21 protein-coding genes are annotated in these 22,088 nt (G+C 49.5%); 9 read left to right on the top strand and 12 right to left on the bottom strand.

Going from position 1 to position 22,088, the window contains the following annotated elements; translation table 11 throughout:
* Positions 1 to 10 precede the first annotated feature (10 nt).
* The 4 genes from KEF85_RS04920 to KEF85_RS04905 all read right to left on the bottom strand — a co-directional run bounded on the left by KEF85_RS04920 (position 11) and on the right by KEF85_RS04905 (position 4,838).
* On the bottom strand, positions 11 to 1,135 hold the full coding sequence (locus KEF85_RS04920) for a HupE/UreJ family protein (RefSeq protein WP_215583597.1): 1,125 nt from the start codon (positions 1,133 to 1,135) through the stop codon (positions 11 to 13).
* Entirely contained in the window at positions 1,132 to 2,310 is a 1,179-nt protein-coding gene (locus tag KEF85_RS04915; protein WP_215583596.1) for a tetratricopeptide repeat protein, read from the bottom strand. Before KEF85_RS04915 ends, KEF85_RS04920 begins: the two co-directional genes overlap by 4 nt.
* Positions 2,311 to 2,410: 100 nt before the next feature.
* Positions 2,411 to 4,039: a DUF4331 domain-containing protein gene (locus tag KEF85_RS04910; protein ID WP_215583595.1), complete on the bottom strand. Its 1,629-nt coding sequence runs from the start codon at positions 4,037 to 4,039 to the stop codon at positions 2,411 to 2,413.
* A 130-nt stretch (positions 4,040 to 4,169) separates the two neighbouring features.
* Positions 4,170 to 4,838, bottom strand: a complete 669-nt coding sequence (locus tag KEF85_RS04905; protein ID WP_215583594.1) for a DVUA0089 family protein — start codon at positions 4,836 to 4,838, stop codon at positions 4,170 to 4,172.
* Between the two features lie 341 nt (positions 4,839 to 5,179).
* Between KEF85_RS04905 and KEF85_RS04900 the strand changes: the two genes are divergently transcribed.
* Together KEF85_RS04900 and KEF85_RS04895 are read left to right on the top strand one after the other, a co-directional pair.
* Positions 5,180 to 5,794 carry a sigma-70 family RNA polymerase sigma factor gene (locus KEF85_RS04900; protein ID WP_215583593.1) on the top strand — a complete coding sequence of 205 codons (615 nt, stop codon included), beginning with the start codon at positions 5,180 to 5,182 and terminating at the stop codon, positions 5,792 to 5,794.
* 17 nt (positions 5,795 to 5,811) lie between these two features.
* On the top strand, positions 5,812 to 6,627 hold the full coding sequence (locus tag KEF85_RS04895; RefSeq protein WP_215583592.1) for a cupin domain-containing protein: 816 nt from the start codon (positions 5,812 to 5,814) through the stop codon (positions 6,625 to 6,627).
* 2 nt (positions 6,628 to 6,629) lie between these two features.
* Here KEF85_RS04895 and KEF85_RS16790 read toward each other — a convergent pair whose 3' ends face one another.
* Positions 6,630 to 6,743 (bottom strand): Fic family protein, encoded by a 114-nt coding sequence (locus KEF85_RS16790; protein WP_246535040.1) that lies wholly within the window; start codon positions 6,741 to 6,743, stop codon positions 6,630 to 6,632.
* On the opposite strand from KEF85_RS16790, the gene KEF85_RS04885 reads away from it, so the two are divergent.
* Complete coding sequence (locus KEF85_RS04885; protein WP_215583591.1) at positions 6,728 to 7,396, top strand: FMN-binding negative transcriptional regulator; 669 nt, start codon at positions 6,728 to 6,730, stop codon at positions 7,394 to 7,396. The genes KEF85_RS16790 and KEF85_RS04885 overlap by 16 nt on opposite strands.
* Before the next feature lie 159 nt (positions 7,397 to 7,555).
* Here KEF85_RS04885 and KEF85_RS04880 read toward each other — a convergent pair whose 3' ends face one another.
* A complete protein-coding gene (locus KEF85_RS04880; protein WP_215583590.1) occupies positions 7,556 to 8,119 on the bottom strand; it encodes a hypothetical protein in 564 nt (187 codons plus the stop codon).
* On the bottom strand, positions 8,119 to 8,967 hold the full coding sequence (locus tag KEF85_RS04875; RefSeq protein WP_246535095.1) for an AAA family ATPase: 849 nt from the start codon (positions 8,965 to 8,967) through the stop codon (positions 8,119 to 8,121). Before KEF85_RS04875 ends, KEF85_RS04880 begins: the two co-directional genes overlap by 1 nt.
* On the opposite strand from KEF85_RS04875, the gene KEF85_RS17040 reads away from it, so the two are divergent.
* Both KEF85_RS17040 and KEF85_RS04870 read left to right on the top strand, forming a co-directional pair.
* On the top strand, positions 8,941 to 9,078 hold the full coding sequence (locus KEF85_RS17040) for a hypothetical protein (protein ID WP_246535113.1): 138 nt from the start codon (positions 8,941 to 8,943) through the stop codon (positions 9,076 to 9,078). The genes KEF85_RS04875 and KEF85_RS17040 overlap by 27 nt on opposite strands.
* A 369-nt stretch (positions 9,079 to 9,447) precedes the next feature.
* Entirely contained in the window at positions 9,448 to 9,747 is a 300-nt protein-coding gene (locus KEF85_RS04870; protein WP_215583588.1) for a DUF5710 domain-containing protein, read from the top strand.
* A 76-nt stretch (positions 9,748 to 9,823) separates the two neighbouring features.
* Here KEF85_RS04870 and KEF85_RS04865 read toward each other — a convergent pair whose 3' ends face one another.
* Complete coding sequence (locus tag KEF85_RS04865; RefSeq protein ID WP_215583587.1) at positions 9,824 to 11,473, bottom strand: multicopper oxidase family protein; 1,650 nt, start codon at positions 11,471 to 11,473, stop codon at positions 9,824 to 9,826.
* 296 nt (positions 11,474 to 11,769) lie between these two features.
* Between KEF85_RS04865 and KEF85_RS04860 the strand changes: the two genes are divergently transcribed.
* Entirely contained in the window at positions 11,770 to 12,771 is a 1,002-nt protein-coding gene (locus KEF85_RS04860; protein ID WP_246535039.1) for an alpha/beta hydrolase, read from the top strand.
* Positions 12,772 to 12,782: 11 nt separating this feature from the next.
* Here the strand turns inward: KEF85_RS04860 and dbpA are convergent, their stop codons facing one another.
* Entirely contained in the window at positions 12,783 to 14,213 is a 1,431-nt protein-coding gene (gene dbpA / locus KEF85_RS04855; RefSeq protein ID WP_215583586.1) for an ATP-dependent RNA helicase DbpA, read from the bottom strand.
* 410 nt (positions 14,214 to 14,623) lie between these two features.
* Here dbpA and KEF85_RS04850 point away from each other — a divergent pair, with 410 nt between their 5' ends.
* Together KEF85_RS04850 and KEF85_RS04845 are read left to right on the top strand one after the other, a co-directional pair.
* Positions 14,624 to 18,271 carry a YCF48-related protein gene (locus tag KEF85_RS04850; protein WP_215583585.1) on the top strand — a complete coding sequence of 1,216 codons (3,648 nt, stop codon included), beginning with the start codon at positions 14,624 to 14,626 and terminating at the stop codon, positions 18,269 to 18,271.
* 65 nt (positions 18,272 to 18,336) lie between these two features.
* A complete protein-coding gene (locus tag KEF85_RS04845; RefSeq protein WP_215583584.1) occupies positions 18,337 to 18,942 on the top strand; it encodes a hypothetical protein in 606 nt (201 codons plus the stop codon).
* A 71-nt stretch (positions 18,943 to 19,013) separates the two neighbouring features.
* Here the strand turns inward: KEF85_RS04845 and KEF85_RS04840 are convergent, their stop codons facing one another.
* Positions 19,014 to 19,736 carry an HIRAN domain-containing protein gene (locus tag KEF85_RS04840; protein WP_215583583.1) on the bottom strand — a complete coding sequence of 241 codons (723 nt, stop codon included), beginning with the start codon at positions 19,734 to 19,736 and terminating at the stop codon, positions 19,014 to 19,016.
* 1 nt (position 19,737) lies between these two features.
* Positions 19,738 to 20,787, bottom strand: coding sequence for a HipA domain-containing protein (locus tag KEF85_RS04835; RefSeq protein ID WP_215583582.1), 1,050 nt, complete (start codon positions 20,785 to 20,787; stop codon positions 19,738 to 19,740).
* A gap of 142 nt (positions 20,788 to 20,929) precedes the next feature.
* Between KEF85_RS04835 and KEF85_RS04830 the strand changes: the two genes are divergently transcribed.
* Positions 20,930 to 21,529: a nitroreductase family protein gene (locus tag KEF85_RS04830; RefSeq protein WP_215583581.1), complete on the top strand. Its 600-nt coding sequence runs from the start codon at positions 20,930 to 20,932 to the stop codon at positions 21,527 to 21,529.
* A 319-nt stretch (positions 21,530 to 21,848) separates the two neighbouring features.
* Here the strand turns inward: KEF85_RS04830 and KEF85_RS04825 are convergent, their stop codons facing one another.
* Complete coding sequence (locus KEF85_RS04825) at positions 21,849 to 22,088, bottom strand: hypothetical protein (RefSeq protein WP_215583580.1); 240 nt, start codon at positions 22,086 to 22,088, stop codon at positions 21,849 to 21,851.

Below are 22,088 nucleotides of genomic sequence, written 5' to 3'. Positions count from 1 at the left end.
CGTTATCACATCAGCCTATTTTAATCTGAAAATCCAGACTACGCTCCACCAGCCAAACCAGCGCAATCATGGCGATGGATGCTGAACCCAGTTTCAGAACCAGGGCCGGATAATAGCGTGAGCGGCTAAACACCACGATCAAGGGCAGCGCGGCTGCAACAATAAGCAGTTGGCCGGCTTCGACGCCCAGATTAAAGCCCAGCAGGGATAATACCCGCTGGCTGGCCGGCAATCCCATATCCAGTAATACGCTGGCGATACCCATCCCGTGGATTAAGCCGAAACCAAACGCCAGCCAGGTGCGGTGCCGGGATAATACGGGATAGATATTATTTAGCGCCGCACAAATCACCGAAGCGGCAATTGCTGATTCTACCCAGCGGCTGGGCAGTGCGATGTATTGCAGGGCGGTCAGGCTGAGCGTGATGGAATGCGCCAGTGTAAAAGCCGTGACGACCTGCAGTGCATCCCAAAAGACCAGAATGTGATTTTGTTTGGCTCGCCATTCGTCATGCTCATGGTACAGGGCTGCCGGTAGCAATAAACTCAGCAAAAACAGAATATGATCAAAACCCTGCCAGATATGCCAAACCCCTTCATAAGCAAAATTAAGCAGCTCGCGCCCAGGATGGCTTACCGAATTAAGGGCAAAAGTTTGCTGCGGCTGCGCCGGGCTGAAGATACTGGTGCCGGTGTAAGTGCCATTGTGGATAGTTAATAAGCCGCGATGCTGGGGATCAAGATCAAAAAACAGCTGATAGCCAATTTCCAGTTGCTTAACGCCAGGCCGGCAGGCTGCCTGAAAATTCAGTACCGCATAACGGCCATCACTGTGCTCATCCACCATCATTGTCAATGGTTGCAGTGCACAATGTTGTTGATCGGCTGTTATTTCCAGCCGGTTAAACGCATAGGCAAATACCGCCGCCTGACGCTGACGCAATTCGCGCCAGATGATTTGGCCGTCATCATTGGCATCTAAACCCAATGCATATTCCAAGTCCCGTAAAGCGATGTCCCAATGGCCACGGATTTCATTGCCGTCTACGCTCATAGCCAGATAGCTATCGCTGGGTTTGTGCGCCAAGGCAGTGAAACTGGTGCAAGCCATAAATATTAATAATAAATACCTCATGACTGATCTCCCTGACAGCGGGCGATTAAGGGCTGTAACCGGGCATCCTGCAAACCGGACTGGGCCAGAAATGCCAGGGTGGGCTGAACCGACGTATCTATCCGACCGGCGGCGAGTGCCGCTTCCAGCACAATCCGGGTATCGCGCGGTTCGCGCTGCACCGCCCAGTTCGATAAGGCTAAGGCCAGCGCCGGGCCGGGTGTATGCAAGACATGCAGCATAAAACGCGCTTCATCGCCCTGATGTACGCTATCGCCGCGCATCCGGCTTGCCGCGAAGCGGGCTTTGAGCATCTCGATATGTTGATTGGCCTCAGGCAGGCCCAAGGCCTGCTCTGCCAGGGTTAAACGTAACAACAAGGTGTCGGCACGAATATCATTGTTCAGCAACGCCACGACTTGCGCATAGTGTTGATGATCCAGTAAAAAATCGGCATAGGTTGCCAGTAAATAACCGTTACGCTGGGCTATTTGCAAAGCCTGACGGTAGTGTTGCCCAGCCGCGACTGGGTCGCCCTTGCGTTCCGCTATTTCAGCCAGGGTAATTAAAGCCCATTGCCGGTCGGCCAGCGGCTCGGCTGCTGCAAGCTGTAAAGCCTGATCCAGCTGCCGGTAAGCAGTATCGATCTGCCCGGACAGACTGAGGGTGGAATTGATGCAGACATTGGCTGTCAGCGCCGATGCCAGTTTAACTAAAGGCATGCAACTTTTTAAGGCTGCGCCATACTGACCTTGAACTTCCTGAATAATGGCTCTGGTTAGCCAGGCTTGCGCCTGCCGGGGTTGCCGGGTTAGGGCCTGGTTTAAATAATCCAGGGCTGCCGGGAATTCATGGCGATTTTGATAAAGCGTGGCACGTAAGGTCAGCACCTCGGCATTGGGATAGGCCACATTAAGCCACGGGCTTAACACAGCTTCGGCATAACCATAATAACGGGGATCGGATTCAGCACGACCTAAGGCAATATAATGTTTAACCAGTTGCAACGCCGCCGTCAAATCGTTAGGCGCCGCCGCCACTTTGTCGCGCAGCGCTTTGACTTCCAGCCAGTTTTTATCCCTGACCGGCAATGTTTCCAAAACCTGATCATCACTCTGCGGCAAATAGGCTAATGCGTGACCAAGCTGCGGGATGGTTGCGTAAACCAGCAACAGCAGTCTTATTAGATACCTCATGGATAACTCCTTTGCCCTTTAACATCAGGCATAATCTATGTTTGAGTCTGTTTAGCAGTTGACCCAGCGGCATCAAGCCGCCACTGGGTCATTCCACAGCTTAATTGCTTGGGCAATTGACTGTTTTGCTCAGATTGGCCGCATCGTAACAGCCGGCTTCATTCGGGTCGACATGCCGGCTTTGTCGGCCGCTGTTGGCAAAGGCGACATAAGGAAAAGTTTCCTGATAGCTTCTATCGTTAGCGTTCACCCCATCCGCAATCCGGTTGTTGGGAAAGGTATTAAAGGCGGGATTCAAAACCCCGCTCACCACTTGCGCAGCAATATCGGTCACATCGTCGGAAACCCGGCGACCATTAGGAAACCCGGCTGAATCACCCGCCAAAAAGGCCATACGTTTGCGTGAATCAGCCGGCGTGGGGGCAATACCGGTATTGATTCTTAATAAATCCGCCACCGGACCTTGTTCAGCTTTTGAGCAGCCGGGGCAAATAGGTGCAGCATAATAAACCAAAGGCGCCAGATCCAGTCTGGGTGCCGGCGGAATAGGCACAACACCGTTGTAAATAGAATTAAAGACTCTTGCCAAATACGGATCCAGTAAATAATTGGCAAACACCGCATCATGCTTCGGCTCACTCATACTGAATTTATCTTTGTCGGCGGTGCCTATCAGCAGCTCATTGATCAAGGGATTACCCATGCGCTGAATTTGCACATAACTGTTGGCGAGTTTAGGATTGCCGCCCGGCTGTTCGGCGTAGGCCTTGGTGCGGGGTCTGGAAGTAGTGGCATAAGTGCCCAGCACAGCCAGTGATTCGCCGGCGGCATGTTGTTTGCCGTCTTTGGTTAACAAGGCGATGGGCAGTTCGATAGCGATAGAATTTACATTAAAGCCGGCCACATCGTCGGCGGCAAAGTTTTTGCCTTCAGCATGATATTGCGCATCGGTAAATACCCCTGGTACGCCGGTTCCGGCAGCACCGTTACGGAAATTAAAGGTATCGAATGCGGCCCCCAAATCAATATAAAATGGATCATCGACAGTACCGGCAAAAACCTGGATGCCGCCTCTTAGATTATAAATACCCTGGCTGGCCAGCTCAGGATAATTGGGCATGGTGCGGGGTCCGACATTGGACGGCACCGTGTAAAGCTTTTGGTTATTGGTAAGATCAATCACTTCTTGATGAGTACCTTTGGTTTTGATCAGCTTAACCGTGTAGCTCTGACGCAAGCCCAAACCTTCGGAACCGGGGCCATCCAAAGCGGTGACAGCCGGCGGCACTATCAGAGTGCCGGTAGGAAACTTGTCCTTGTTCGGCGAATTACCGGGCGCATATTTACCGGTTTCCTGACCAACAATACCAGTAAAAACATCACCCAAACGGTATTCGGTTTTGAAGCGGAATTGTAAAACCACATCTTCCTGAGCATCAAAATCATTATCCACTTTCATTTCATAAAGTATTTCCGGATCAAACGGATAATAATTTGGCCCGTTGCTGGGTTCCAGCAAGGGATCAACATTTAAGATCATGGTCAGCTTAGTGGGGTCGTCATAACTGACAAAAACGTACCAGTCGGTAATATCGGCTTTGCTATCCAGGGCTGTCAGCGGCGCTTCGCGGTGATTGGCGGCATCGGCCAACTGAAAAGCCGCCGGACTTAGTAATAAGCCTATGCATAACGTTAACGGCCTAAATGTGTGGATATAAAATGGTTTCATTGTGTGTTTCCTCAAATTAAATAAAAGTACAGTGTTTAAGCCTGCATTGTTAATACGTAATCAGGTGTGAACTGGATGCAGTCAAACAGAAAATATCAATATTTTTTTCAAAAGCCCTATACCTGGCGAGCTAGGCTGTGTATAGTTTGGCACTGAAACGTTTGGTGTTGGCAAGGCTCAAACCAGCCATAGCGGCCAAGCCCAGCAACATAGAGATCGGCATTTCCGGCACCGGAACGGCAATTAATGCGGCGCTATCGACATTCAGCAAATGTATATCCCAAGCCGAGCTGCGATTGAGTTGAATCGGATTATTTTGACTATCGACTAAAGAGCCTTCACAAAACTGGCCGTTGGTACACCCAAAAGCAGAGGTAAAAAACGGCTCGGAGTCGCGCAAAAATCCAGCGCTGAGTTGATTAGTGGCCGAAAAATTATCGTACTGGGTAAGCGTGGCCACATAATTGCCGGCTGCCAGATTAACAACCAAAAAATTATCGAATTCGCCGTATTGGTAAACAGTACCGTTTGACAGCGCTGTGCCGGTCAAACCACCGTCATCCTGTTCAAACAGCTGATTTCCGGCGCTGTCCCATAGGGTCAAAATCGGGTCAAACCTGCCGCTGACCCAGGACGAAGTGAACAGGGTAAGATTAGCGGCAGCACCCAGGCTAAAACTAAACTCCCGAACATCGTTATCGTGGCCAAAATTGCCGTTAAAATCGAAATCTGCGCAGAACGCGCTGGTCGGTAGAACTAAACAACTGCCTAATAGGGCGGCAAATGCTATTTTTTTCATATCAAGTTCCTCTAAACTGATTGATGGAATTAGCAAACGAGTGGAATAATGGTGCCGGAAAACCTTCGAAAACCGGCCCCATCTGCTGGAAATTGCAATACGCCACTCGCTGGCAATAACTAATACGCAGCATTAGGCTGAATGGATGTATTTTTATCGAAAATAATTTGTATCTACTCAACGTAGCGCGGGGTAGATGCGCAAGCCATTGATTTTAAATTACGCAAAAACCTTGCTGCGCATCGTAACCCGCCGTGGGTGCAACAAAGCTTCCGGCTTAAGCATCCAAATCGGCGTTTTCAACGTACTTGTTAAATGGAAAGGATAATGGTTGGCGCAAAATGACAGAAAATCTCCAGGATAAGCCCAGGGATAACGGCCAAAATGAAGGCTTGCTGCAGGAATGGCTGGCCGGCGTGGTTGACGGTGACCAAATAGCCCTGGGTTTACTGTATGACAATCTGGCCGACCAGGTATACGGCCTGGCTTTGCGCATCACTATCCGGGCAACTCTGGCCGAGGAAGTGGTTCAGGATACTTTCTGGCAGGTTTGGCGGCAGGCGCCGCGCTTTGATCCGGAACGCGGCACTGTGAAAGCCTGGGTGATGACCATCGCCCGCAGCCGGGCGCTGGATGCACTGCGCCAGATTGATACTCAAGAGTCCGAGCTGGAAATGGAAGCCCTGGAACTAATCGCGGCACCTGATGACCAAGCACCACCAGACTTACTGGGAGCCATAGAACAAGGTCATCAATTGCAATCAGCTTTGGCCAGCCTGGAACCGCTGCCCCGGCAACTGGTGTCATTAGCTTTTTTTCGCGGCTTGAGTCATGATCAGATTGCCGCCTGCAGCGGCTTGCCGCTGGGTACGGTGAAGTCGCATATTCGCCGCTCATTGCAGACTTTGCAGCTCATGATGAGTGACTCCCTCATCGAAACCGACGGTATCGTCTAACGAGGCATTCTTACATTATGGATCACTCACAACAGCCTGAACAAGACCAACTCAATCGCTTAATTCTGGAAGCGCTGGCACCGATCAAGATTAATAGCGCCCAGCATGCCGCTATGCGTCAGGATCTGCTGGGCCGCGTGGCGGAAAGCATAGCCAAACAAGCCGATCTGTTCACGATTCGCGCCGGAAAAGGGCTATGGCAATCAGTAAGCGCCGGAGTTCGCGTCAAGCAACTCTGGAGCGGCCCGGAAGGCCGCTCAGTATTAGTTGAATTTGCCCCCGGCAGCAGTTTGTTAGCACACCGCCACCAGTGGCTGGAGGAAGGCATCGTATTAAAGGGCGATTTGCAAATGGACGAATTGCAGCTAGGCCCGCTGGATTACCATGTTACCCTGCCCGGCAGCCGCCATTCGGCCATACACTCCAGTCGGGGGGCTTTGGCCTATCTGCGCGGCACCTCGCTGGGCGACAAAACCGCTGTGTTACTGGAAGCCGTAGGCGGCTTGCTGCCGTTTGGCAAACAGCAATCCCACACCATTTTTGCTAACGCCAATGAAGGCTGGCTGCCGGCCGGCAACGGCATCATGCGAAAAAAACTATGGGGCGACGGCACCAGAAGCTCCTACTTTTACCGGATGCAGGCCGGAGCGCAATTACCCCGCCACGGCCATGCCCTGGAAGAAGAATGCATGGTACTGGACGGCGAAGTGTTTCTGGGCGACACCCTGCTCTGCACCGGAGACTATCAATTAGCCACACCAGGCACCTGGCACGATGAAGTTTATAGCGATGTCGGCGTAACCCTATTCGTGCGCGGGGCTTGTGATGATTGAAACTAAGCCGGTACGATAGCTAATAAGCGCCCCATTCGGCCAATGCCATCCGCAAACGGATGGATAAATTCCAACGCGTAATGAAACAGGCAGTTGTAGGATGTACATCCCCTCACAGTTTGATCAACCTAACGTTGAAGTCATGCACGAACTAATGCGCAACCGGCCTTTGGCGACCCTGGTAACGGTTGGTTCCGATGGTATTAACGCAAATCACATACCGTTGCATCTTTTGGCATCGGCTTTGCCTTATGGTGTCTTACGCGGCCATGTTGCACGTTCAAATCCAGTCTGGCGTGATTTTGCAGCCGACAAACAAGTATTGGCCATTTTTCATGGCCCGGAGGCTTACATCAGCCCCTCATGGTATATAACCAAACATGAAACCGGGAGGGTCGTTCCGACTTGGAACTACACCGTAGTTCATGCCTACGGTTCTTTGCGAATCGTTGATGATGCCGCCTGGATTCGTACGCAACTTGAGGCATTAACCAATCATAACGAGGCCGCCTTATCCAAGCCTTGGGCTGTTTCGGACGCACCTAATGATTTTACCGAAAAGCTGATTGAAGCTATTGTGGGTATTGAAATTACAATTACCAAACTTTCCGGCAAGTGGAAGGTCAGTCAAAATCAACCGTTACCAAACCGGATCAGCGTTGCCCAGGCGCTCAATACCATTGAGCAGGGGAAAAGTGCTGAGATGGCGGTGCTTGTCAATTCAAGAATCGACAAGCAGCAAGATAATGATGGTACCAGCTTATCCTGATTTCCCCTTCGGGCATGAGCGGGAAGAGGAATGCATGGCGCTGGACGGCGCAGTGTTTTTTGGCCCCTGCTCTGCGCCGGAGACTATCAACAAGCTAGCCGTCAAAATATGATTGGCCGACTACTAGATCGGCTAGTGATAAAATCAGACACACCATTTTCAAAATAAGGCCTGAAGTTTTTCTTTGAGTAGTTGGAAATGGGGATGCTGAAAATTCCATGGTGCTTGCGGAAAAGCAATTTCATAAATAACTCTATAGATGTCTTTGTGATGGTCTTTAGCCCGAAACTCCGAACAGCTCAAAAAGTTGTTGATACATAGTCGCTGATGCTCCGGCAGGCTAGCCAACACCAGGGACTCAAGATAACCCGAGGAGGTACCAGGATTGCAGACTATATAAAAATCGCTGATAGCCTGCCAACCCAATGTGTTAATCATGCTCTGGATATGTGTTGAGGTGTTATCGTATCCGCCAAATTTCACGTCATTTTTAGCATCATCAGCATCCAAAACGAAGAGTATTTTATCGACTTGATCGGCATTAACCAGATCGCCCAACCGCTGATAATTAACATGCTCGGACTTAAAAAAATTACTTTTCGAACCCATCGCATAAAGCTGACATTTTTCTGAGGGTAGCTTTAATTCCTGAAGCAATTGCAAAAGTAAAACCTGCTCTAAATTATCCTTTTTTCCTTCATGCAGAATAGCAATTGCTCGCATTAACGCACCTCATGGCCTTGTTCAAACACACTGTTGATTAAACCTGAGTAATCCAGCGTCAAGGCTTTAATTTCATTTTGGCGATTTTTAACCAGTGTGGTGAGGGATACCTCCTGATCCTGCAATTTTTGTGCGACTCTGGCGTAGGCTTCCAGCATTTCTTTGGAATGGGTAGTGGCAAACACCTGGCAGTTGCAAGTTTTGGATAGATCAAATATCAGTTCCCATAAGCGATCCAGATGCTCATAGTAGATGCCGTTATCTATTTCATCTATAAACAAATAGCCATCTTTGCAGGCGTGCATGGCGCAAATAATGGAAATATAGTGTTTCAAACCATCGCCGAATTCGACAATATCCCGATACACCGTCCCCCCATTTTCAAGCAGCCCGCACTGGGGTTTGCTGCCTATCACTTTAAAACTAGTGATAGTATTGTCAAATTCATGAATATAAGCATTTAGCTCAGGTTCCTTATCCTGGGTTTGGATGGTATTAAATGCAAAAATTAATTCACGATCCGACCAACCAAAATTATCAATGAATTCTATATTGGCAGGATGAACGCGATTTACAATATTAAGTTCATTTGCATTGACGACCGACTCTAGTTCATTGATTATAAATTGATATTGTTTAATACCATCGTTATCTAAAACTTCAAACTCTAGTTCAGCGACACTCGATTTAAGCCTGATTTTTTTAAATTGGCTCAAAAATATATGCCTATCTTCTAATGTATTCCCTGCCAATAGATTCAAATTTTCCCGCATAAATTTAACGCCAATAATAGCGCTAACCACGTATCTGATCTCACTAGCATGAGCATTAATAAAAATCGCCTCCATCAAAGCGGTTTTCCCAATATTGTTTTTCCCGATAATCAGGTTGAGGCGTTTAAAGCCACCAACCTGAAAATCCTGGAAGCACTTATACGTGCCGATGTTGATATCCGTTAAAAAATGCTTGGGCATGGAAACTATCCTGAAAACGGGGAAATGTTTAGCTATTATTTTGGCAGAACCGAAAAAACAAAAATCTTTATACTCCGAATCTAAGTTAGGCGGTCAGTTTGAAGCGGTGGAGAACCGACAACTATCAGTAACAGAAATGATCATACCATCAAGCAAGACTTAAACTCAAAAATGGCTCAGACCAAGCAACCATCAATCTGAACAGACCAACAGCTATGCAAAGCCATTAATTTCTGATCATTCCCTGCTATAGACCGTTGTACAATATACCCTTTATTTCGATTGCTGTAGCTCAGGCGCTTGCCTGCCTACATCGCTTAACCACTTCAGCATTCTATAGCGCACTTTACAATAATGGCAGACGCAAAAATCTACCTCAATGTCCCCTACCCGGAGAAGGATGCGGCAAAAGCACTGGGGGCCAGATGGGATGCCGCCAATAAGAAATGGTATGTGCCCGGCACGGTAGCCGATCTGACCCCATTTGCAAAATGGCAAACCGATACGGTTACTGCTGGCGTTTCTGCAACCGTAAACCATAAACCCAGCACAGCACCTAAGCCCACCCTACCAGCTACCGGCACAGGCGTGTTTACCTATGCCAGCATTAAAGACTTTGTTGCCTATAACGGCGATGCACCACCCTGGGAATAACTGAATTTGCCCATCAGCGCCGGCAGGCCACAAGCACTGAGCCTGCCGGTGCACCAAGATCAGCCAGCCAATCCCCCTAAATAACCGAAAAGTCCCGCATCATGCCCATATCTTCATGTTCAAGATTGTGGCAGTGATACATGAACAAACCTTTAAAATCCTGAAAAGGTTTGATAATTTTGATGCGCTCACCCGGCATCAACAACACGGTATCTTTTAAACCGTGTTCAATAAAACCCTCTTTAACACTGGCGTAATCTGCGCTGGTATTACCGCTGAAGGTTCGGCTGAGAATTTGAAAAGACTGGCCGTGTAAATGTATCGGATGCGCCATAGCCATCATCATACCCATACCGCCTTGGGCTTCGCTGTCTTTGCCGTGATTCATGCCACCCATCATACCCATGCCATGTCCGCCATGCTGGCTGTGAAAAACTTCCAGTAATTGTACGGTGTTGACCGGAATGCGTTCGTAGGGTTGCACATCGTTAAAAGCATAGGGCCGGCCATTGATCAACATGGCCATCGGCCCCTCAGAAACCGCAATCGGCACCGGTTTATCGGGATTGGCAGTATCGCTGAGCCGATAAGGCTTAATGGTCGACAATTTTTGCGGCAATACCGGACTGTCGCTGACCTGACGGGTTACTTTGACACTGAATAAGGGATAATCGCTGCCGACCGGCAAAGCCGTACCATGCATCCCTCCGCTCATCATGCGTTCGGCCATGCCCGGTAATACCCCGGAAAAATCCCGGCTGCGCAACACCAACTGTGAACCAAACTTGCGTCCACTAAAATCCGCCCATACGTCTATGCGCTCACCGGGAGCCAGCATCACATAAGGCTTGTGTTGCGGGGTTTCCAGCAAACCGCCATCGGTGCCGATAACGGTAACCGGCGAGTTATCATCCCAGCCCAGTTTGTAAATCCGTGCCGATGAACCATTGAGAATACGGAAACGATAAGCCCGGCTGGCAACGTCGAGATGAAAATCCGGACGACCATTGATCAATATCCGATCGCCATAAAATCCCAGCATCCGCTCGCGCATATGGCGCACATAAAGCAACTGATTGTTGGCATCGAACTGCCGATCCTGGATCACTATCGGTACTTCATACTCGCCATGCGGCAGTTCCAGTCGGCGCTCTTCGGCATCATTGACCAATATCGCGCCGGCCAGACCGTGATAGACCTGACTGGCCGTGGTATTGTGCGGATGCGGATGATAAATATTCATACCGGCCCGATTGAGTATTTCAAACTCGTAAACAAAGGTCTGTCCCTTATCGATAGCATACAGCGGATGTCCATCCACTTCCGCCGGCACATGCAGACCATGCCAATGGGTGATGCTGGGTTCATCCAACAGATTATGCAGATTAATGCGAATTTTTTGGCCTGTTTCGAAGCGTATGATCGGCCCCAGATAAGAACCGGGTATGTCCGTCAAAGTCTGCGCCGGGCCTTTCACCAATTGAGCGGAATATTGCAGAACCCGGGTGGCCTGCCCAGACAAGATCGATACAGTGGCGGGTTGGCACTGCAGATTGATTTCCACATCGGCATGGAAATTGGATGTAGCCTTGCGCGGCGGCATTTTCGGCATATCGCCCATCCCTTGCATGGCTTGTAACATGCCGGGTAATCCGGCATAAGCTAATAAGCCGAAGCCGGTTTGGGCAAAAAAACGCCGCCGTGACAGATTGATGGTATTGTTCATGATATCTCCTCGACCTTAACCAGGTTCTTATTATTGATCTATCCAGCCCGACTTCCGCCCGGCCCGTGCTGAGGACGACAAAGCCTCTGTTATATAATTTTAGTATATATTGATAAACTTATATAAACTCCCGCAGTCAGAATAGTAAGTTTGCCAGGCTGCTGTGGTCAACGCTTAATGACAGCTTAATCGCAAAATTTAAGCCATTCCAGGCGGCAATTGGCCTGTGTACAATACCGGTATTGCAGGGCAACCCGCATCATTACCCCTTTCATCAATTGATATCACCGCTATTTATGAAATTTTGCCACCATTTTGCCGTTATTTTGCTGATAATGACACTAAGCGCCTGCATGCCTATGGCCTATCCGCCCGGTGCCAAAACCCATGCCGCTCAAATTGACGCCCAGGCATTTCTAACCGAAGACGGTGCCAGTCTGCCCTTACGCCAGTGGCTGCCGACAGCCCAAGCCAATGCAGTGATCATTGCCCTGCACGGCTTTAACGATTACAACCATTTTTTCGCGGCCGCCGGCCAGTATTTCAGCAGCCAGGGTATCGCCTGTTTTGCGTATGATCAGCGCGGTTTTGGCGCAGCTCCGCAACGCGGCTTATGGGCAGACAGCAAAACCTACGCCGATGATCTGCAAGTTTTTACCCAATTAATCAAACAACGCTATCCGGGTTTACCGGTTTATCTGCTGGGCGAAAGCATGGGCGGGGCCGTGGTGATTACCGCCATGAGCCGGCAGGATATGCCCAAAGTGGACGGCATCATTCTGTCCGCCCCGGCCCTGTGGGCCAGATCCACCATGCCCTGGTATCAAACCAGCTTGCTGTGGACCCTGGCGCACAGCCTGCCCTGGCTGACTTTGACCGGCAGCGGCCTGCATGTGCAGGCCTCGGATAATATCGAGATGTTACGCGAACTGGGTCGAGACCCCTTGGTGATAAAAGCCACCCGAGTGGAAACCATGTATGGCTTGTCCGATTTAATGGATGACGCCTATAACAGCGCCGCCGCACTGCACGGCAATATTCTGATGCTTTACGGCGAAAAAGACCAAATCATCCCCAAGGAACCAACCTCAAACTTTGTCCAGCAATTACTTGCCAGCAATACCGCCGAGAAAACCGTGGCGGTTTATCCAAACGGCTACCACTTACTGTTACGCGATTTGCAAGCGGCTACCGCCTGGAACGACATCGTCGCCTGGATAAACACCGGCACCGCGCCATTGCCTTCCGGCGCGGAAAATCGGGCCAAACAATGGCTGGGCATAGCCTGGCAGCAGTGATCGTCAGACACTCAGCCTGTTAAGATCCGCACTTTCACCGGCCTGCCTTTTAACTTGCCGGCAGCCAGCTTGCGCACCGCTTCTTTAGCAATATCACGGTCAACCGCCACATAAGTGGTTTGCTCAGTCACAGTAATTTTGCCGACCTGTTCTTTGGCATACCCCGCTTCACCGGTCAAAGCACCTAACACATCACCCGGACGTATCTTTTCCTTACGGCCACCCAGAAGCAACAAAGTCGTCATCGGCGGCAGCAAGGGCGCAGCGTCACTATTGTGCAAAGCACTCAACTGATGCCATTCCGGTTCAATCTGCATCATATCGGCTATATCAATCACCCGGCGCTGTTCGGCAGGACTGCACAGACTCAAGGCCCAGCCGTTTTCATCGGCACGGCCGGTACGGCCTATGCGATGGATATGGATTTCCGGATCGGGGGTAATATCGACATTAATCACCGCTTCCAGCTGACTGATATCCAGCCCGCGCGCCGCCACATCAGTCGCCACCAGCACCGAACAACTGCGATTGGCAAACTGGATCAGCACCTGGTCACGCTCGCGCTGCTCCAGATCGCCGTTCAGCGTCAAGGCATGAAAGCCCTGGGCATGCAGCAGCGTCAATAACTCCCGGCACTGCTGCTTGGTATTACAAAACGCCAGGGTACTGACCGGACGATAATGCCGCAGCAACACCGCCACCGCTTTCAGACGTTCAGATTCGCTGACTTCATAAAAGCGCTGGCGAATTTTGCTGTCTTCATGCTGTTCCAGCAACTTAACTTCCTGAGGATTACGCAAAAACTGCTGGGCCAGCCGGGCGATACCGGATGGATAAGTCGCCGAAAACAACAGGGTTTGCCGCCCGGTGGGGCATTGTCTGGCAACCGAGGCAATATCATCATAAAACCCCATATCCAGCATCCGGTCAGCCTCATCCAGCACCAAAGTATGCAAGGCATCCAGTTGCAGCGTGTGACGGCTAAGATGATCCATCAACCGTCCCGGCGTACCGACCACCACATGCACCCCATGATCCAAACTAGCTGCCTGAGGCCGCAACGGCGTACCCCCGCATAAAGCCAGAATTTTGATATTGTCGGCAAACCGCGCCAACCGGCGGATTTCCTGAGTCACCTGCTCGGCCAGCTCCCTGGTGGGACACAGCACCAAAGCCTGTACCGCAAAATGGCGGGGATTAAGATTATTCAGCAGCGTCAGCGCATAAGCCGCCGTCTTGCCGCTGCCGGTCTTGGCCTGGGCAATCAAATCATGCCCAGCCAAAGTAATCGGCAAACTGGCCGCCTGAATCGGCGTCATAGTCAAATACTCCAGCTGCTGCAGATTGCTGAGCATGGCCGGGCTAAGCGGCAGTTGGTTAAAATCGGCCTGAGCCGGATTGGCGTCAGGCAGGGAATCGGGAGTGGGGATAATATTATTCATGACTTATTATCCCATTTGTAGCCCGTTAAGCTTTAATTATTGCTTTTCAGAGTAGCCTCGATGCAGCGTAGCGGAATCGAGGTGTCGGCTTTTAAGTGATTTGACCAAACCCATTCCTAGCGCCGTAGATGCTGGGTTGAACAACGTGAAACCCAGCTTTGAGCTTATTTAAAGCGCTGGGTATCGCTTTACTCAACCCAGCATCTACGGCCCTACGGCCTACCCATCCTTTGCATAGCTAAACAAATGCCACATTTGCGAGACCGCGCTTGAATTGTTGGTAAGCACCGGGTTTAAACTTGACAAGTTATTGATGATTCAATGAAAATCCACCACTAGACCAAATAAATACCAGGCTATACGCTGTCATGCCTGCCAAAACCTGCCGCAGAACAACCTAGGGAGATTGCATGGCTCGCCTTACCCATCCATTTGGCCGCTGGGCCTTAAGACTGCACTTAGGCACTGCGTTTTTACTGGTTATCGTGGGCAGCTATATCGCTTTCACCCAACCCTTAAATCCTCAGCCCACTCAAGCCAGCGGTTCGATATGGCCTTGGCGGGCAGATTTTAACCGGCACGCCTGGCAATACCCGCTCGAAACCAATGCCTTCTGGCGTTTACCCAGGGTTTCAGCCGATTTGAAAGATGTATTTATAGCAGAGGATGGGCGTAGCAGCTGGGCCGTGGGAAGTGACGGGATCATTCTGCACAGCACTGACAGCGGCACTAGCTGGCAACCGCAAACCAGCAATACTAATGAGACGCTTAATGCCGTGCAATTCATTGGCAGCCAAGGCTGGGCGGTGGGTTATAACGGTGTCATTCTGCACAGTACAGACAACGGCACTAACTGGCAGCCGCAAACGAGTAAAATTAATAAAAATCTCTCCTTCGTACAGTTTCTCGGCAGCCAAGGCTGGGCGGTGGGGGAAAACGGTGTCATCCTGCACAGTACTGACAGCGGCACTAGCTGGCAGCCGCAAACCAGTAATACCAATGAGACGCTCATTGGCGTGCAATTCATTGGCAGCGAAGGCTGGGCAGTGGGTGGTAATGGCACCATCCTGCACAGTACTGACAGTGGCAACAGCTGGCTGCCGCAAACCAGCCATACTAAAGAGTCTCTCAGATTCGTGCATTTCAGCAGCAATCAAGGCTGGGCGGTAGGCGGTAACGGCGTGATCTTGCACAGCACTGACAGTGGCGCCAACTGGCAGCCGCAAACCAGCAATACTAGTGCGATGCTCCGTGCGGTGCAGTTCACCCACAGCCAAGGCTGGGCTGTGGGTGATAACGGCGTCATCCTGCACAGCACTGACAGCGGTGCCAACTGGCAGCCGCAAACCAGCAATACCACTGAGCCGCTCATTGACGTGCAATTTATCGGCAGCCAAGGCTGGGCGGTGGGTTCTAACGGCGTCATCCTGTACAGCACTGACAGAGGCACTAGCTGGCAACCGCAAACAAGTCAAAATAATTTGTCGTTCAACCCCACGTTAGACTACAGTATCTATTTGGCGGAGGTGATTAATAATAAGGGGGGTTTTAAAAACGGGCTCTATGCCGTGCAGTTCAACAGCAGCCAAGGCTGGGCGGTGGGTTCTAACGGCGTCATCCTGCACAGCACTGACAGCGGCACTAGCTGGCAACCGCAAACCAGCAGTACTGCACAGCGGCTTATGGCTGTGCAGTTCCTCGGCAGCCAAGGGTGGGCGGTGGGTGCTAACGGCACCATCTTGCACAGCACAGACAGCGGTACCCACTGGCAGCCGCAAACCAGCAATACCAAAGAGTGGCTCTATGCCGTACAATTCAGCGGCAGCCAAGGCTGGGCGGTGGGTGCTAACGGCACCATCTTGCACAGCACAGACAGCGGTACCCACTGGCAGCCGCAAACCAGCAATACTAAAGAGTGGCTCTATGCCGTGCAGTTCAACGGCAGCGAAGGTTGGGCAGTGGGTAGTAACGGCATCATCCTACACAGCACTGATAACGGCACCCACTGGCAGCCGCAAACCAGCAATACCAAAGAGTGGCTCTATGCCGTGCAATTCAGCGGCAGCCAAGGCTGGGTGGTGGGTAATCACGCTGTCATCCTGCACAGCACTGACAGCGGCACTAGCTGGCAGCCGCAAACTAGCCATACCAATAACTTGCTCATGGGCGTGCAATTCATCGACAGCCAAGGTTGGGCAGTGGGTAATAACGGCGTCATCCTCCACAGCGCTGATAGCGGCACCAACTGGCAACCGCAAACCAGCAATACTACAGAACTGCTCTCTGCCGTACAATTCAGCGGCAGTGAAGGCTGGGCGGTGGGTAATAACGACGTCATCCTGCACAGCACTGACAGCGGCGCACACTGGGCATCCGCTTTGGCTAAACACAGCCGCTGGCCGGCACCCTGGTATTACCTGCTGATATCAGCAGCCTTGGCATTGATAATGAGCATTCCCTCCTGGCAGGCTCAAAAAAAACCCTCAACCTTACCCAAACAAGACCCTGATCAGGCCTGGCAACCCGGCGATACCGACCGGATGGCGTTTATGCCAATCGCTGCGGCTTTGTGCAAAGTGATCACCTTTGCAGACAGCAAGCCGCCACTGACAGTCGGCGTCACCGCCGACTGGGGACGCGGCAAATCATCCTTAATGGCTATGCTCAAGCAGCAATTGAAGTTAGAGAGCTACAATTGCGTCTGGTTTAACGCCTGGCATCATCAGGACGAAGCCAATGTGTTAACATCCTTACTGGAAAATATTCGCCAGCAACTGGTGCCGGATTTTTTTACCTTTAGCGGTTTTTATCTGCGTTTGCGCTTATTAAAAAACCGCGATGGAACGGCTTGGGCAGGTTTTCGCCTGGGATTGTTGTTTGGGATTTATTTTGGAGTTTCCGCCTTGGGCGGAATATCCAATACCCAGCCAATTACTGAGGGGGATTTGCGTAACTGGTTTTATCAACAACTTGGCCGGCAAGAAAAACTGGCCTTGAACAGCGCGGATTTTCAGGCACTATGCCCGGATTACCCCAACAAAACCGGCCCGGCTTTCTCCTTGGAAGACTGCAACGTCATCCAGCAGCAATTTATTTGGCTGCCACCCAAAGTCGTTGCCAACTCAGCAAAGGCCAACCAGATCGGATCAACAGACTGCCAAAGACGCTCAGAGTTAGGCGATTGCGTGTTTTTAAGTCTGGAGCAGTTGGAGAAAACTCTGGAAACTGCTGATGCCTTAAACCACCCACTCAGCAGCGCACAGCAAAATTTATTAAAGCAACATCACAAGTTAGATCAACACAAATATGCTGATGTAGGCTATGTTGTCTATGGTTTGCTTGCCAGCCTATGGGTCATGCTAATGGCCTTGGTCTATACCGAAATCACCGTGCTCGGCGAAAACCGCTTGTTGAAGTTATTCAAGCCGCTGAGTGATAAATTAAGTATGGATTTATCCAGTCTGGAAAGCACCGGCCAACGCAAGCTATACGAACAACGCTTTGTCAGCTTGTTAAAAGTGCTGGCACCTCGGCCACTGGTGGTGTTTGTCGATGATTTGGACCGATGCCATAAAGATCAGGTGGTTAAGGTGCTGGAGGTTGTCAGTTTTCTGATGAGCGCCAACCCCAGCTGTTTTTTTGTGCTGGGCTTTTATCCGGAATTTGTGAAAGCCTGTGTAGGTTTAAGTTTTTCCGATATCGCCACCGAAGTGATCAAGGAGCAAGCCAGTACCAATACACTAGCTAACGAACAGCAACGCGAACGGGAAATTTTTGCACATCATTATTTACAAAAACTGATTAACCTGGAAGCTGCCGTTCCGACCCCAAAGCCCGAGCATATCCAACTGATGCTGGATAATCCACCCGAACCTCAGCCAGCTAAAATTAGCCAAACGCTTAGCCTATCTCTACACTGGGTTCTGCAAAAACTGGATTATTTGCCTGGGTTGTTAGTCTTGGCGTTGGGCCTACAGGCTACTATGCCGCTCCCCAGCCAGACTATAATGCGGTTAGCCGAATTGAGCAAATTTCAGTCAATAAGCAAAATGAAGTAGTCAATAAAAAAACCATTGAATATAACCCCATTATCACTCCATCTGACAAATCGCAGAATTCTACCTTGTTTACACCAGGATTACCCGAACAGCAAGGAAACTGGATATGGGAAGTTTGTGGCGCACTCGGTTTAGTGCTAATTGGACTGGTGTTATTGCTGGAGCGCCAGCCACAATTGACCCATCATAACCGACTGTTGGCCTGGCTATATAAACGCCTGCCCCGCTTTACAAAACGACCGACAAAGCATCAGGACAGCCAAAGGTTTCAGCAAGCTTTACTGATCTGGCGCGAGGTGGTCGCTTGCAAAAGCACCGCGCCACGCAGTTTGAAAGCTTTTAAAAATCGAGCCCGTTACTTTGTTACCCTGGCAGAGGAATTGTTGCCCCAAGCTGTTGATGAAACCCATTGGTTAGCTTTAGCCGCTATCCACTATGTGGAGCCGGAACTACTGAATTTTGAACCCTTGTACAGCGACAATATTGGCGTGACACCGTTAACTTCGGTAACCGCTGATTTTACCCCTGAAGCAGCAGCCAAACGCCAACGACAGGAAGAACTGATTAAACAAGCCATTACTACCCATCAACAACAGCATGGTAGTTGGCCGCCCAGCCCCCAGAACCGGGAATTATTTGCCTGGTTGGCGGAGGGGATGAAGATTCATTAATTTACTCAATCTTTAGCGCCTAGACCTGTGATTAAATGGCCACAGACCATTTAAAATTTCCCTTTACCGGGCTAGGCCGCTATCTGCTCCGAACCTTGCTCACCCACACGGCCATAAATATAAATCAGCGGTCGCGCTTCGGTACCATTAATTCGTTCTATTTCAGCTGTAATTACGCATGTTTTAAGCCAATGTCGAAAAGCAGCGCACTGGGTTTTATTAACGTAGCCCATTTTTTTTCCCATAACATCTATCCTGACCGCTTGATTGTCACATGGATTTTCCGGTTCTACTATAAAACTCACAGCCATGCCGACTTCAAGATCTGATAAATTAATTTCCTGATAATAACGAAAACCAGCCACCTCAATATAAAACTCATATGGCGCATTAACGCCATCAAAGGGATTAACCAATGAAAAGCCATCATTGGGCAATTTTGCTCCCGTATGGCCCAACAAGGCAAAATCTGATATTTCAACATCAGCGGCTAAGCGCCATAATTCAAGATATTTATGAAAGTCGCCGCGTTTACGCGGCGGAACACGCCGTAAAAACGTCTCTAACACACCTTCCGTATATTCTTGATTCAACTTACGAAAAGCAGGATAGCCTAAAAACCCTTCTTGTTTAGCTTGAGTAAAATCTGCATTATCAACAAGATAACGAAATATATAGTCATTATCATTCCGGCATATTTCTCCAACAACAAATCTGCTCCGAGATTTGCCTTCTGGCGTTTGCCAGACCAGCAATAGCCGACTAGGTTGATTAATATGGTGAATGAGATTCATTTTAACTCTCTAACTCTTCTTTAACAGCGTTGACTCTGGATGTCACTAAATGGCAAATAAAATCAGCCCGTTTTGCCGACAACGGCACAGGGACTGAATATTGCCGACAAACATCTAATATACTGCGTAATTTTTCTGCTTCATAAAGACTCAAAATAGCATGGACACGATCTTGCAAACTTGGAAATCTATTTAATAAACGTACTATTATGTCTATATGCTGGCATTGCTGGGTATCACTTAACTGCCATCTAAGATGATGTTTTCCTTTTTTGATATAGGCTTTCATTTTATTGTCCGAATAAAAATCATCCATTCTTGACTCCAAAATCTCATAGCCCAGGCTGGTACCATTATCAAAAACCGGCGACATTCTAATACTGCGTTGTTCCTGATTCCAAAGTATCTCCCAATTATCCTGATGGCGGTCTGTGTTACCTATGATGGCGTCAAACAACAACATATCACACCAATAATCCTGCCAATTGGATTGAAAAGCATTGGTTTTATCAATTACCGTCAGGTAACGTTCTATTGCGACAAAATTGTGAGCTTTCCCCTTTTTTCTATCGTAACCGGGAATCAATGCCACCATAATGTCACCCCCTGGCACTCGACGTTCTTCAGGCTGGTCCGGATAATTCAAAAACCATTCAATTATTGCCCCACAAACATTTTTTTTGCTATCGTAACCAACAAATGCAGGCGGTACCGGAATATGTAAGATACAAGCAATTCGGTAAGCTATTATTTCTGTCCAAAATTGATCAGGATGACTGCGTGTTCCGTGTTGAAATGAATGCTTAAACAAATACCGGTGATTAGGGATTAAAAAATCATAGCCAATCTGGTCTGGACTTATCAATAAAGATTTATCTCTGGCCCCCTCAGGATAGATTTCAAATTCCATATCACCGCGCCAATCAGCCACATCAATTGCTTGATCAACTGGTTGAACTATATTTAACCCTTCTCTTCCCATGCTACACAAATCTTCAGTTTCAGGCTGATGAGGTTGAAATCTAATAGAAATTGTCCTTTTCTGTATCATACATGATAAGCCAATAAAACGTAGCCACATGTCATAATAACCACCGACATCAAGCGGTCAACCGGCAAAATTAAACTCAAATTCATCCCCCCGCCATTTTCGTTTAGACTAAGGCCACTCTCACTTTTACCCCAATGCCGCCATGCTGAACAAACCTGCTGTTACCACCGAAAAACTCGACAATATTATCCAAAACCGCTGGAGTCCACGGGCGTTTAGTGAACAAGCCCTCAGTGCCGCCACGATTACCGCCTTACTGGAAGCCGCGCAATGGGCGCCTTCGTGTATGAACGAACAGCCCTGGCGGTTTATCGTCTGCCACAAAGCCGATCAGCCCGAAGCCTGGCAAAACCTGCTGGCATGTCTGGTGGAAAAAAATCAGCAATGGGCGCAACACGCCCCCTTGCTGGTGCTGGCCGTCGCGGCAAATAATTTTACGCAAAACGGCAAACCCAATGCCTGGGCCGCTTACGACACCGGCGCCGCCAGCCTGAGCCTAAGTTTACAGGCCACCGCGCTGGGCCTGGTTTCACACCAGATGGGCGGCTTTGTTGCCGAACAATGCCGCAGCCGGTTTAATTTACCTGCCGATACCACGCCGTTGGCCGTGATTGCGCTGGGCTATCAGGCCGATCCTGAACAACTGTCCGAAGAATTTAAAAGCCGAGAACTGGCTGAACGCAGCCGGGCGGCGTTGGCGGAACGGTTTTATTGGGGTGGCTGGGAATTGCAGAAGCCTTGAGGCATTGCCAAATGGCCTGACCCATAACTTTAGATAACATCCAATTTGCTGCTCAACTCTATAGACACATAAAGCGGGACAGACAAATACTTGATAAACTAAATGTAATTATTCAGCGTAAATTTTGGATGATTCTTTTTGAACAAGTAGTTAGCTTCGCATGATGCGCTGCACTGCGTTTAGCACATCCTACTACTGCCTGTTTTTTAAATTGATAATTGGACACTGAATAGTTACGACTAAATAAGCCCATGTAAGCTTTTTACCTGGACTCATTAACTTCAATTCCATAATTGCCAGCAAACCCATGCGCCCATCCTTAGCACTTGCCGCCAATCGCAACCTTGTCCGCGAAATCGCTCTGCGTCATCGAGTTAAAAACGTGCGTGTTTTCGTAATAAGCTTGCAGCCAGTGCCAGGCTGTCAATGTCACTGACACAACCCCTTCTTTGCCAAGCAGTTTTGCCAAAAATGGCAAAACTGCTTGGACTATCCCTGACAGCAATCTGGCAGCAGCCAAGCGAATTATTTTAAACAAAAAAATAATGCGTTTTTTCAT

It is taken from the genome of Methylomonas paludis (assembly GCF_018734325.1).
Classification (GTDB): Bacteria; Pseudomonadota; Gammaproteobacteria; order Methylococcales; family Methylomonadaceae; genus Methylomonas; species Methylomonas paludis.
The sequence above is the reverse complement of the archived record's forward strand: the minus strand, read 5'-3'. Positions and strand labels throughout refer to the sequence as shown.

Bases quoted from the DNA above. Each gene is read 5' to 3' on its own strand.
- KEF85_RS04920 (WP_215583597.1), bottom strand. From the start codon at position 1,135: ATGAGGTATTTATTATTAATATTTATGGCTTGCACCAGTTTCACTGCC.
- KEF85_RS04915 (WP_215583596.1), bottom strand. From the start codon at position 2,310: ATGAGGTATCTAATAAGACTGCTGTTGCTGGTTTACGCAACCATCCCG.
- KEF85_RS04910 (WP_215583595.1), bottom strand. From the start codon at position 4,039: ATGAAACCATTTTATATCCACACATTTAGGCCGTTAACGTTATGCATA.
- KEF85_RS04905 (WP_215583594.1), bottom strand. From the start codon at position 4,838: ATGAAAAAAATAGCATTTGCCGCCCTATTAGGCAGTTGTTTAGTTCTA.
- KEF85_RS04900 (WP_215583593.1), top strand. From the start codon at position 5,180: ATGACAGAAAATCTCCAGGATAAGCCCAGGGATAACGGCCAAAATGAA.
- KEF85_RS04895 (WP_215583592.1), top strand. From the start codon at position 5,812: ATGGATCACTCACAACAGCCTGAACAAGACCAACTCAATCGCTTAATT.
- KEF85_RS04885 (WP_215583591.1), top strand. From the start codon at position 6,728: ATGTACATCCCCTCACAGTTTGATCAACCTAACGTTGAAGTCATGCAC.
- KEF85_RS04880 (WP_215583590.1), bottom strand. From the start codon at position 8,119: ATGCGAGCAATTGCTATTCTGCATGAAGGAAAAAAGGATAATTTAGAG.
- KEF85_RS17040 (WP_246535113.1), top strand. From the start codon at position 8,941: ATGAGCATTAATAAAAATCGCCTCCATCAAAGCGGTTTTCCCAATATT.
- KEF85_RS04875 (WP_246535095.1), bottom strand. From the start codon at position 8,967: ATGGAGGCGATTTTTATTAATGCTCATGCTAGTGAGATCAGATACGTG.
- KEF85_RS04870 (WP_215583588.1), top strand. From the start codon at position 9,448: ATGGCAGACGCAAAAATCTACCTCAATGTCCCCTACCCGGAGAAGGAT.
- KEF85_RS04865 (WP_215583587.1), bottom strand. From the start codon at position 11,473: ATGAACAATACCATCAATCTGTCACGGCGGCGTTTTTTTGCCCAAACC.
- KEF85_RS04860 (WP_246535039.1), top strand. From the start codon at position 11,770: ATGAAATTTTGCCACCATTTTGCCGTTATTTTGCTGATAATGACACTA.
- dbpA (WP_215583586.1), bottom strand. From the start codon at position 14,213: ATGAATAATATTATCCCCACTCCCGATTCCCTGCCTGACGCCAATCCG.
- KEF85_RS04850 (WP_215583585.1), top strand. From the start codon at position 14,624: ATGGCTCGCCTTACCCATCCATTTGGCCGCTGGGCCTTAAGACTGCAC.
- KEF85_RS04840 (WP_215583583.1), bottom strand. From the start codon at position 19,736: ATGAATCTCATTCACCATATTAATCAACCTAGTCGGCTATTGCTGGTC.
- KEF85_RS04835 (WP_215583582.1), bottom strand. From the start codon at position 20,787: ATGATACAGAAAAGGACAATTTCTATTAGATTTCAACCTCATCAGCCT.
- KEF85_RS04830 (WP_215583581.1), top strand. From the start codon at position 20,930: ATGCTGAACAAACCTGCTGTTACCACCGAAAAACTCGACAATATTATC.
- KEF85_RS04825 (WP_215583580.1), bottom strand. From the start codon at position 22,088: ATGAAAAAACGCATTATTTTTTTGTTTAAAATAATTCGCTTGGCTGCT.